Genomic DNA, 10,897 nt, shown 5'->3' on the forward strand with positions numbered 1-10,897 from the left:
TTCGGGTACACATAGCCCCTCCCTAGGGCGTTTCGGGTACCGGCCCTCCCAGTCGACGACGGCGGCCGGCGCCTCCACTGAGGAAGGCGCCGGCCGCCGTCGTGCGTGTGCCGGAAGGACGAACGAGCGCAGGCGTCTGACGCGGGAAGGGGCACGATTTCTGCTCATCCCATGGAACGCCCGAGTGCCCAGGGGTGCTGTACCCGAAAGGGTCAATCGCCCGGATGTCTGTACCGGAAACGGGTGGGGACGGCGACGGCGGGGCCCCCACGGAAGTGGGGACCCCGCCGTCGTGCGAACCACCGTCAGCCGCGGGGGCCGGGTAGCCGGAGCGGATGGGGGCTCAGAAGCCGCCCATGCCGCCCATCTCATCGGCACCCGGGCCGGCCGGGGCGGCCTTCTCGGGCTTGTCGGCGACAACGGCCTCCGTGGTGAGGAAGAGGCCGGCGATCGACGCGGCGTTCTGCAGCGCCGAGCGGGTCACCTTGACCGGGTCGTTGACGCCGGCGGCCAGGAGGTCCTCGTACACGCCGGTGGCGGCGTTGAGGCCGTGGCCGGCGGGCAGGCCGCGGACCTTGTCCACGACGACGCCCGGCTCGAGGCCCGCGTTGAAGGCGATCTGCTTCAGCGGGGCGTCGATGGCAACCTTGACGATGTTGGCACCCGTGGCCTCGTCGCCCTCGAGCGAGAGGTTGGCGAACGCCTTGGCGCCGGCCTGGATGAGGGCCACGCCACCACCGGCGACGATGCCCTCCTCGACGGCGGCCTTCGCGTTGCGGACGGCGTCCTCGATGCGGTGCTTGCGCTCCTTGAGCTCGACCTCGGTGGCCGCGCCCGCCTTGATGACGGCGACGCCGCCGGCGAGCTTGGCGAGGCGCTCCTGGAGCTTCTCGCGGTCGTAGTCCGAGTCCGAGTTCTCGATCTCGGCGCGGATCTGGGCCACGCGGCCGGCGATCTGGTCGGCGTCGCCGGCACCCTCGACGATCGTGGTCTCGTCCTTGGTCACGACGACCTTGCGGGCCTTGCCGAGCAGCTCGACCGTGGCGTTCTCGAGCTTGAGGCCGACCTCCTCGGCGATGACCTGGCCACCGGTGAGGATGGCGATGTCGGTCAGCATGGCCTTGCGGCGGTCGCCGAAGCCCGGAGCCTTGACGGCGACGGACTTGAAGGTGCCGCGGATCTTGTTGACGATGAGCGTGGCCAGGGCCTCGCCCTCGACGTCCTCGGCGATGATGAGGAGCGGCTTGTTGGTCTGCATGACCTTCTCGAGGACCGCGACGAGGTCCTTCACCGAGGAGATCTTGGAGTTCACGATGAGGATGTACGGGTCCTCGAGGACCGTCTCCTGGCGCTCGGCGTCGGTGACGAAGTAGGCCGAGATGTAGCCCTTGTCGAAGCGCATGCCCTCGGTGAGCTCGAGCTCGAGGCCGAACGTGTTGGACTCCTCGACGGTGATGACACCCTCCTTGCCCACCTTGTCGAGGGCCTCGGAGATGAGCTGGCCGATCTGGGTATCGCCGGCGGAGATGGACGCGGTCGCGGCGATCTCCTCCTTGGTCTCGATCTCCTTGGCGGAGGCGAGGAGCTCCTCGGTCACAGCGGCGACGGCCTTCTCGATGCCGCGCTTGAGCGAGAGCGGGTCGGCGCCGGCTGCGACGTTGCGCAGGCCCTCGCGGACGAGCGCCTGGGCGAGGACAGTGGCGGTCGTGGTGCCGTCGCCAGCGACGTCGTCGGTCTTCTTGGCGACCTCCTTGACGAGCTCCGCGCCGATCTTCTCGTACGGGTCGTCGAGCTCGATCTCCTTGGCGATGGAGACACCGTCGTTCGTGATCGTGGGGGCGCCCCACTTCTTCTCGAGGACGACGTTGCGGCCACGCGGGCCGAGGGTGACCTTGACGGCGTCGGCCAGCTGGTTCAGGCCGCGCTCGAGACCGCGGCGGGCCTCCTCGTCGAATGCAATGATCTTGGCCATGACGGCGTGAGTCCTTTCGGGACAGTCGTTCGGTGTGACCACCTGCTGCAGCGCCCGCGACGGCCGGCCCCCGCCTCCCGTGTCCGGTCAGCCGGTGCCTCACCCCAGCGAGGTGTTCCCTTCCTCCCGCGGACGACTGCGCCGTCGAGGCTTCACGAGGCCCTGGCGGTTAGCAGTCGGGCTACGGGAGTGCTAGGTCAATCTTTAGCACTCGACCCCTCCGAGTGCAAGATGGAGGCGGCAGCTGGGCGGTGCCCCGGGCCGTCGGCGCACGACGCCGGGCCCTCGCCTCGCGCGGTCAGCGCGCGACGGCGACCCGCCCCGCCTGGGCGGGGTCATTGTCCGGTCCGAACCGGAGCACCATGAACTCGGCCTGCGTGATGTCCCCGTGGGCGTCGAAGGCGATCGGGCCGGATTGGCCCTGGTAGTCGACCGCCTTGCCCTCCTCCTGCTGCGCGAGGCACTGCGTGACGAAGGTGCACGCCTGCCGGTCGCCGCCCGCCCCGCCCGAGACGGCCGTGAGCTTCGCGGCGATGGAGGCACCGCCGTCGTCCGCGGCCTCCCCCGCCGCGAGGACGGCGAGCGCCGCCGCGTCATACGCCTCCGCGGCGAAGGCCATGTCCGTGAGGTCCTCGTCCTGCTCGAGCACGGCGGCCTGGAAGTCGGGGCTGGGGAAGACGCCGGGCACCGCGGCCCGGGCGCCCTCGAGCGCACGGGAGGCGATCCCGGTGCCGTACCTGCGCACGAGCCCCTCCGAGAGGACGAGCCGCTCGCCGCGCACGCCTGCATCCGCGAGCTGGGCGACGACGGCCTGCTGGTCGGCCTCCGCGATCACGACCACCGCGTCCGCGCCGCTCGCAGCGAGGGCCGCTGGGCCGGCGTCGTGCCCGGAGAACTCGGCGCTGCCGGCGTCCTCGAGCCCGGCGGCCCCGAGCGCTGCGGCGGCGCCCTGGGCGATCGCCCCGGACCGCTCGCCCTCCTGGTGCAGGACGGCGACGGACGCCGCCCCCGAGGAGCGGGCCAGCTCGACGAGGGCGGCGCCCGCCGCCGTCTCCGGCGCGGCTGTGCGGAAGTAGTAGCCCGAGCTCGGGTAGGAGCTCAGCTGCGCGGACTCGTTGGCCGGTGAGATGAGGGGGACGTGGGCGCGGGAGAGCACGTCGATCGCGGCCGGTGCGCGCGAGGAGTCGGTCGGACCGATCACGACGTCCGCGCCCGCGTCGACGAGCCGGCGCGCGGCCTCCGCGGTGTCCTCGCTGGGCTCAGGGTCGATGAGCTCGATCGGGGCGCCGGCGTGGCCGCCCGCGCTGTTGGCCTCCTGGACCGCGGCGAGGACAGCGGCATGCTGGGCCTCGTTGAGGTACGCAGAGCCTCCCGTGCTGTCCAGCAGCAGGCCGATCCGCAGCACCCCGTCCCCGGACGGGCCGGGCTGGGCCGTGCGCGCGTCTCCCCCGCTGGTGCAGGCGGTGGCCAGGAGGGCGCACGCCATCGCGGCGGCGGCACCGAGCCGGCGCCGCCCGGCGCGGGAGGGGACGCGGGCCATGCTCAGCCCGCGTACCCGGGGCCGAGCACCGCGGCGAGCGGGATGCCGAGCGCGCTGGCCTCGTAGACCTCGCTGATGCCGAGGTCCGCGGCCAGTGCCCGGGCGGCCGCGGCGTCCTTCGCGTCACGGTAGTAGACCACCGGGGACGCGACCGGGCTGCCGCCCCAGTTGGCTACCGCGGTGACGTTCCAGCCGGCTGCGCGCGCCGTGTCCCCGACGCGTGCGCCGAGGCCCGCAGTGCCGGTGGCGTTGTAGACGCCGACCTCGAGGGTGCGGTCCACGGTCGGCCCAGCCTGCGTGGGCGTGGGTGTCGGGGTCGGGGCTGCTTCCTTGGTGGGCGCCGCGGTGGCCGGCGCGGAGCTCTCCGCCGGCGGCGTCGGGGCGGCGCTGGACGGGGCCGACGACGAGGCCGGCGCGGTCTTCTGGGCTCCGACCAGGCCAGGCAGGACGAAGAAGGCCAGGGCGCCGATCAGCAGGGCAGCGATGCCGGCCGCGAGGATCCAGACGAGGCCTCGGCGGCCGCCGCCGTTGGCGCGGGCCCGGTGCACGCCCTGGCGGCGGGGGGACTCGGGGACCGCATCGAATTCGTCGCGGGGGTACGTGCTCATGCGTGCGTATGGTCCTTGTCGTGACGGCTGGGGGACGGCCGGGTCAGGCGCTCCCGCCGAGCCGGCGGGCAGTGCGTGCGCGCTGCCGCGACGTCCTCAGTCTACGCAGCCTCTTGACGAGCATCGGGTCATGGGCGAGCGCCGCCTCGGTGTCGATGAGGGCGTTGAGCAGCTGGTAGTAGTGCGTCGCCGAGAGGTCGAAGAGCTCGCGGACGGCCTGCTCCTTGGCCCCGGCGTACTTCCACCATCCCCGTTCGAGGGCCAGCATCTGCACCTCCCGCTCGGTGAGGCCCGCCGTGGGCCGCCCGTGCGGATCGAGGTCCAGCTCGTGTTCGCCCGTCTCCTGGACGCTGGTCTCCTGGACGCTGGTCTCCTGGACGCCGGTCTCCTGCGTACTGTGTGCTGCTGCGGACATGGCCTCCAGTCTAGGAGAAACGAACTACAGGGCTGTCATTTCCCGCGCGCGCCGGGAGCCGGGACGCCTCTGGCACCCCTCTGGCACACTGGCACGGTGATGGATTCCGAGCCGCTCTTCGACCTTCCCGTCCCGGCTCCAGGCTCCCGCACGGCCCTCGCGGGCACTGGCGCCGCCGCGATGGACCCTGCTGAGGCCGCACGGGCCCTGGAGACGATGACCGCGGCTCCCCTGTCGGACCTTGTCCACCCCGAGTGGGTTCAGGCCCTCGCGCCGGCCGAGACCGCGCTGCGCCGCGCACTCGCCGCGCTCGCGGCGGAAGCCGGGGACGGCGCCGTCGTGCTCCCCTCCCCCGAGCGGCTCCTGCGCGCCTTCGCGCGGCCCCTCTCCGCCGTGCGCGTGCTCGTCATCGGGCAGGACCCGTACCCCACGCCGGGGCACCCGATAGGGCTGAGCTTCGCGTGCGACGCGGCCGTTCGACCGCTCCCGCGCAGCCTCGCGAACATCTACCGTGAGCTCACCGCGGACCTCGGCGTCCCCGCCCCGCATGACGGCGACCTCTCGCCCTGGGAGGCGGAGGGCGTGCTCCTGCTCAACCGCGTCCTGTCCGTACGGGCAGGCGCGGCGGGCTCGCACCGCCGGCTCGGCTGGGAGGAAGTCACGGACGCGGCGGTGAGCGCCGTCGTCGGCCGCGGCCTGCCGCTCGTCGCGATCCTGTGGGGCAGGGACGCGCAGTCCGTGGCACCCCTGCTGCGCACGACGCCGATCATCGCCTCCGCGCACCCCTCGCCGCTCTCCGCCTCCCGGGGCTTCTTCGGCTCCCACCCGTTCAGCCGCGCCAATGCGCTGCTCGCGGAGCAGGGGGCCGAGCCGGTGCGCTGGGCGTAGACGGGCGCAGGCTCGGTAGCCTTGGCCCATGACTCTGCCCGACCGGCCGGCCAAGAAGCCGCGGCCCACACTCGACCTCGTCGTCTCCCGGACCGAGAGGCTCTCCCCCCATCTCGTGCGGATCGTGGCCGGAGGGCCGGGCTTCGCGGCGTTCGCGGACAACGGCTTCACCGACAAGTACGTCAAGGTCGCTTTCCCAGTGCAGCTGCCGGGCGGAGTATGGCCGGACGGCCCGGTGGACCTCGCGGAGCTCAAGGAGGCCCTCCCGCGGGACCAGTGGCCCGTGACCCGGACGTACACGGTCCGCGCGTTCGACGCCGCCGCGGGTGAACTCACGCTCGACTTCGTGGTGCACGGGGACGAGGGCCTCGCGGGCCCCTGGGCGGCGGCCGCCCAGCCGGGAGACCGGCTCGTGGCCACCGGTCCCGGCGGCGCGTACTCACCTGCTCCGGACGCAGCCTGGCACCTCTTCGCCGGGGACGAGTCCGCGCTTCCTGCCATCGGGGCGGCGCTCGAGGCGCTGCCCGCGGACGCGCGCGGACTGGCGTTCCTCGAGGTCGGCTCGGGCGAGGACGTCATCGAGCTCGCAGCCCCGGACGGCGTCGAGCTCCGCTGGCTCTCCCGCGAGGGCTTCCCGGCCGGGGAGACCCTTGTCCTCGCGGAGGCCGTGGCCGAGTCGACGTGGCCCGACGGGACGCCGCACGTGTTCGCGCACGGCGAGCGCGGGGCGATGAAGGAGCTGCGGGCCGTGTTCAAGGAGCGCGGGGTGCCGCGCGAGCAGCTCTCCCTCTCGGGGTACTGGGCCCTCGGCCGGGTCGAGGACCAGTTCCAGGCGGAGAAGAAGCTCCCCATCGGGCAGGTGTGACGGTCACCGCCTCCGCGAGCGGCGCCGCCGCTCGAGGGAGGCCACGTTCTTGGTGAAGGGACGGGCGAGGTTGTCGCCGAGCACAATCCCGGCCGCCGCGCCGAGGATGATCGCCATGGCCGTGAGCATGCCTCCAGCCCCGGTGCCGATCTGGTCGGCGTCCACCGTGGCGATGTACATCGACCGGAAGATCGTCAGGCCGGGCAGGAGGATGAGCGCGGCGGGCACGGCGACCACGAGCTGGGGCGCTCCGAGCCGCAGGGCCACGATGCGCGCGAGGAAGCCCATGACGATCGCGCTCGCCGCGGGCGCGATCCGGTCCCCCACGCCCAGGAGCCCCACGCCCGTGAGGGCGAGGTACCCCGCGATGCCCACGGCCGCGGTGGGCAGCACGAGCCGCCTCGCGGTCTGCTCGGTCACGGCGATGGCGGCCACTGCGGCTCCGATGAGCAGGACCTCGACCACGTACGGGTAGACCGGCGGGAACGTCTCGGTGACGTCGATGCGCTGGATCCCGGTCAGCTCCCCCACCGCGGTGGCCACGGCGATGCCGGAGACGAGCGCGGCGAACGTGAGGAACGCCGAGAGGTACCGGCCCGCCGCCGTGACGGGGAAGCCGTTGATGGCGTCCTGCGTCGCGGAGACGAGCCTTGCCGTGGGCAGGAGCAGGAGGATGCCGCCCACCACCACGATCGCGGGTGCGATGGGCAGCTGCGCGGCGTACATGAGCAGCGCGATCATCGTGACGAGGAACGAGCTCGCGAGGGTCACGAAGAAGTCCGGGATGCGCCATCGTCCGAGGGCCCGGGCCACGACGGAGATGAGCAGGTTGGAGCCGAACGCGATGAGCGAGGCCAGCTGCCCTCCCCCGAGGACCCCGACGAACACCGCGGCGAACACGCCGAACGCGGCCGTCACGGACCACTTGGGGAACGGCTTGGCACGGCGCGTGATCGCCTGGAGGCGCCGCACCGCCTCGTCCCGCCCCACGCCGCCCGTGGCGATCTCGCTCACGAGCTGGTGCACGAGGGTCAGGCCCGCGTAGTTGCTCGTCCAGGACCGCACGACGCGCAGCAGCGAGATGGGGGTCTGGTCGTGCGGGGAGTAGTTGATCGTGACGGACTGGTTCGTGATGTCCACCTCGACGTGCCGGAGCCCGAGCGCCGCGGTCACCGCGATCATCGAGGACTCGACCTCCAGCGCCCCGGCACCGTACCGGAACATGGTCTCGGCGAGCTCGAGCGCGAAGTCCAGCGTGCGCCGCGCCGACTCGTCCGGCCCGGCGGGGATCGCCGGGTTCGCGTAGGGGCTCCCGGCAAGCCGGTCCACGATGCTCAGCGGCGCGGTCGGCGGGTTCTCGCCCCGCATGAGGCGCGCGAGCACGCGCTTTGCGGCAGCGTTCGCGCGGATCTGGGAGGCGGTGATCGGCTCGGCGACGGGCGTTGCGGGACCCGTCGCGTGGACCGCCGGCGCCTCGCCCTCCTGCGGCGTGTACGGCGCGACGGGGGCGGACGACGCCGAGTGCCCGGCCGCCGTCGTCAGCCCCCCGCCGCTGTCCTCGCCGGAGGCATCCGCGGCCGTGAACGCGACGGGGGTGATCTTCGGGATCGCCCCCGCGGGGATGTCCCCGTTGGAGCTCCCGGCGGTGCCGTCTCGGCGCTCGAATTCAGCCATACGCCCTCTCGTCTGGATGCTCGGTGCGCTGCCCGCTCGGCGTACCGGCGCGGGTCAGTAGAACTGCTGGCCGGTGCGGCGCGTGTAGAGCTGCCGCGCGGCCTTCTCCCCCACCGCGGTCCAGACGCGGTAGCGGACCGGGTCGACCACATAGTCCCAGCAGCCCACGAAGTCCGTGACCGTCTTGGTGAAGGACGTCTTGAACAGGCCCAGGCCGTGGAACGGGTGGGAGGTGTCCTTGAGCTTCTCGGCGGGCGGGGTGCCGCAGAAGTCGTACTCGGTGCAGCCGGCCTGCTTCGCGTCGTTGATCGCCTGCCACTGGACCAGGTGGGAATCGCCGTACTGGCTGCGCTTCTGGAGCGACCCGCCGTCCTTGTAGGTGGCCTTGCGCCCGTAGGTTATGACGAACGCGCCCACCGAGGGGCGGCCGTTCTCGTGCACGAAGTACAGCCGGCCCTGGCCGCGCCGCGTGAACTCGGTCCAGAACTGGCGGTAGTACTCGAAGCTGCGCACCTGCGTGCCGCTGCGCGACTTGGCCGAGAGCGTGCCGGTCATGAGGGCGTGCATGGCGCGGTAGTTCTCCTCCGTGGGCTCGGCCACCTCCACCTGCACCCCCTCCCGCTCGGCACGGCGCACGGCGTTGCGGCCGCGGGAGTGGAGCGAGCGGAGGACCTTGTTCGGCTCCTCGGAGATGTCCAGCAGCGCGGTGGAGTCGTTGGGCTGGAGGTTGAATGTCTTGACGAGTCCCGCGCCGGAGAGGACCGCACGGGCCTGTTCGGAGTCCACGATGTCCGGCTCGATCTTGACGGCGAACACGTTCAGGCGTTCGCGGCGCGTGAACTCGCCGATGGCTTCGAGGGCGGCGGGGACGTCCTCGACCCCGGCCACGTCCGGGCCCTTGATGAGGTACCAGAAGCGGCCCAGCAGCGGGAAGGACTTCTCGAGGACGAGGTTGTAGCTCGGGCGTGCTTCATCGGCGCCGGCTTCCCCGGGCGCGGTGGCGGCCGCTCCTGCCGGCTCGAGGACGAGGTGCCGGACGTCCCAGCCGAAGTTCCGCTTGACTGCGGCGAAGGCCGCCGACTGCAGGAGGTTGCCGCCGTTCGGGTTCGCGGTGACGTGCTCGTCCCAGTTCTCGACCTCCCCGTCCGTGGCGAACCTCGCGGTGAAGCGGGCCGAGGTGCGGGCTGCCGGTGCGGCGGTGGAGCTGGTCACGGACGCGGATCCCTTCGGTCTGACTGCAGGCCTCTGCCAGTCTAGCCATCCGCTGCCGCGGCCACGGCGCCGGACTTGCCGGCGGCGCAGGCGGCGGTCAGCTCAGCACTCGACCACGTTGACCGCGAGGCCTCCCATCGCCGTCTCCTTGTACTTGTGGCTCATGTCCTTGCCGGTCTCGCGCATGGTCACGATGACCTCGTCGAGGGAGACGCGGTGTGTGCCGTCGCCCCACAGCGCCATCTTGGCGGCGTTGATCGCCTTGGCAGCGGCGATCGCATTGCGCTCGATGCAGGGCACCTGGACGAGCCCTCCGATGGGGTCGCAGGTGAGGCCGAGGTTGTGCTCCATCGCGATCTCGGCCGCGTTCTCGACCTGGCCCGGGGTGCCGCCCATGACCTCGGCGAGGCCGGCGGCTGCCATGGACGACGCCGAGCCCACCTCGCCCTGGCAGCCCACCTCCGCCCCGGAGATGGAGGCCTGCTCCTTGTACAGGACGCCGACCGCGCCGGCGGCCAGGAGGAACTTGACCACGACGTCGTCCTTGTCCTGCTGCGTGGCCTTGTCCATGCCGGGGGCGTAGTTCAGCGCGTAGTAGAGGACGGCGGGGATGATCCCTGCCGCGCCGTTCGTGGGGGCCGTGACCACGCGCCCGCCCGAGGCGTTCTCCTCGTTCACTGCGAGGGCGATGAGGTTGACCCACTCCTGCCAGTAGATCGGGTCCCGGTCCTTGTCCTCCTTGAGGAGCCGCTCGTGCCAGTCGGGGGCACGGCGGCGGACCTTGAGCCCGCCGGGCAGGAGGCCCTCGCGCTTGAGACTGGACTCGACGCAGCCCTCCATGACGGACCAGATGTGGAGCAGGCCCTCACGGATCTCCTCCTCGGAGCGGGAGGCCTTCTCGTTGACGAGCATGATGTCGCTGATCGACAGGCCCTTGGACGAGCAGCGGCCGAGCAGCTCCGCGGCGGTGCGGAAGGGCAGCGGCAGCTCCTTCTTGGACTCGTCGAGCTCCTTCTGGGCCGCATCCTCCTCGCCTTCGCGGACGATGAAGCCGCCGCCGACAGAGAAGAACGTGGCCTCGTGGAGCACCTCAGGCGACGGCGCGGCGTCGGCACCCGGGCCAGTGCCGCCGTCGTCCGCCCCGCGGCCCTCGGATGCGCCAGCCGCTCCGTACACCTTGAACTTGAGCCCGTTGGTGTGGCGCGGCAGGACGGTGAGCGGGTGCAGGACCATGTCCTCCACCCCGTACGGGAGGACCTTGCCGCCGGCGAGGTTGAGCTTGCCGGTCTCGGCGATCGCGGCGAGGCGCTCCTCGACCTGCTCGGGGAGGATCTCCTCGGGCTCGAAGCCCTCGAGGCCGAGGAGGACGGCGGTGAAGGTCCCGTGCCCGTGGCCCGTGGCCGCGAGGGACCCGTAGACGTCCACGCGCAGCGAGGCGACGCGGTCAAGCAGGCCCCTCTCGCGCAGCTCGCGCGCGAAGACGGCCCCGGCGCGCATGGGGCCCACGGTGTGGGAGCTCGAGGGGCCGATGCCCACCGAGAAGAGCTCGAAGACGCCAACAGCCATGGCCGTCCTCCTTCCTGGTCGTTGAAACTCTGGGCGTTGCGGGGTCCCTGCCCGGGCGTTGCGGGGTCCCTGCCCGGGCGTGGGGGGGGGGCGGGGGGGGGGGGGGGGCCCCCCCCCGGGGGGGGGGGCGGGGGGGGGCCCCCGGGGGCACCCGGGG

The 10,897-nt window shown here is 72.5% G+C and carries 9 protein-coding genes; 2 read left to right on the plus strand and 7 right to left on the minus strand.

Annotated features, from left to right (window positions below; genetic code table 11):
* Window positions 1-343: 343 nt before the first annotated feature.
* The 4 genes from groL to ABCQ75_RS02075 form a co-directional block, all read right to left on the minus strand.
* Complete coding sequence (groL, locus tag ABCQ75_RS02060) at window positions 344-1,972, minus strand: chaperonin GroEL (protein WP_345882813.1); 1,629 nt, start codon at window positions 1,970-1,972, stop codon at window positions 344-346.
* Window positions 1,973-2,270: 298 nt separating this feature from the next.
* Window positions 2,271-3,512, minus strand: a complete 1,242-nt coding sequence (locus tag ABCQ75_RS02065; RefSeq protein WP_345882814.1) for an ABC transporter substrate-binding protein — start codon at window positions 3,510-3,512, stop codon at window positions 2,271-2,273.
* Window positions 3,513-3,514: 2 nt separating this feature from the next.
* Window positions 3,515-4,120 (minus strand): LytR C-terminal domain-containing protein, encoded by a 606-nt coding sequence (locus ABCQ75_RS02070; protein WP_345882815.1) that lies wholly within the window; start codon window positions 4,118-4,120, stop codon window positions 3,515-3,517.
* A 43-nt stretch (window positions 4,121-4,163) separates the two neighbouring features.
* Window positions 4,164-4,535 (minus strand): DUF3263 domain-containing protein, encoded by a 372-nt coding sequence (locus tag ABCQ75_RS02075; protein WP_345882816.1) that lies wholly within the window; start codon window positions 4,533-4,535, stop codon window positions 4,164-4,166.
* 216 nt (window positions 4,536-4,751) lie between these two features.
* On the opposite strand from ABCQ75_RS02075, the gene ABCQ75_RS02080 reads away from it, so the two are divergent.
* A complete protein-coding gene (locus tag ABCQ75_RS02080) occupies window positions 4,752-5,423 on the plus strand; it encodes a uracil-DNA glycosylase (protein WP_345882938.1) in 672 nt (223 codons plus the stop codon).
* A gap of 28 nt (window positions 5,424-5,451) precedes the next feature.
* A complete protein-coding gene (locus tag ABCQ75_RS02085; RefSeq protein ID WP_345882817.1) occupies window positions 5,452-6,288 on the plus strand; it encodes a siderophore-interacting protein in 837 nt (278 codons plus the stop codon).
* 3 nt (window positions 6,289-6,291) lie between these two features.
* Here ABCQ75_RS02085 and ABCQ75_RS02090 read toward each other — a convergent pair whose 3' ends face one another.
* From ABCQ75_RS02090 to ABCQ75_RS02100, 3 genes are all read right to left on the minus strand, one after another.
* Entirely contained in the window at window positions 6,292-7,962 is a 1,671-nt protein-coding gene (locus ABCQ75_RS02090; RefSeq protein ID WP_345882819.1) for a threonine/serine exporter family protein, read from the minus strand.
* Window positions 7,963-8,016: 54 nt separating this feature from the next.
* Window positions 8,017-9,174: a lipid II:glycine glycyltransferase FemX gene (locus tag ABCQ75_RS02095; RefSeq protein WP_345882821.1), complete on the minus strand. Its 1,158-nt coding sequence runs from the start codon at window positions 9,172-9,174 to the stop codon at window positions 8,017-8,019.
* Window positions 9,175-9,276: 102 nt separating this feature from the next.
* Window positions 9,277-10,740: an L-serine ammonia-lyase gene (locus ABCQ75_RS02100; RefSeq protein ID WP_345882822.1), complete on the minus strand. Its 1,464-nt coding sequence runs from the start codon at window positions 10,738-10,740 to the stop codon at window positions 9,277-9,279.
* Window positions 10,741-10,897 lie beyond the last annotated feature (157 nt).

It is taken from the genome of Sinomonas halotolerans (assembly GCF_039615075.1).
In the GTDB taxonomy this organism is placed as follows: domain Bacteria; phylum Actinomycetota; class Actinomycetes; order Actinomycetales; family Micrococcaceae; genus Sinomonas; species Sinomonas halotolerans.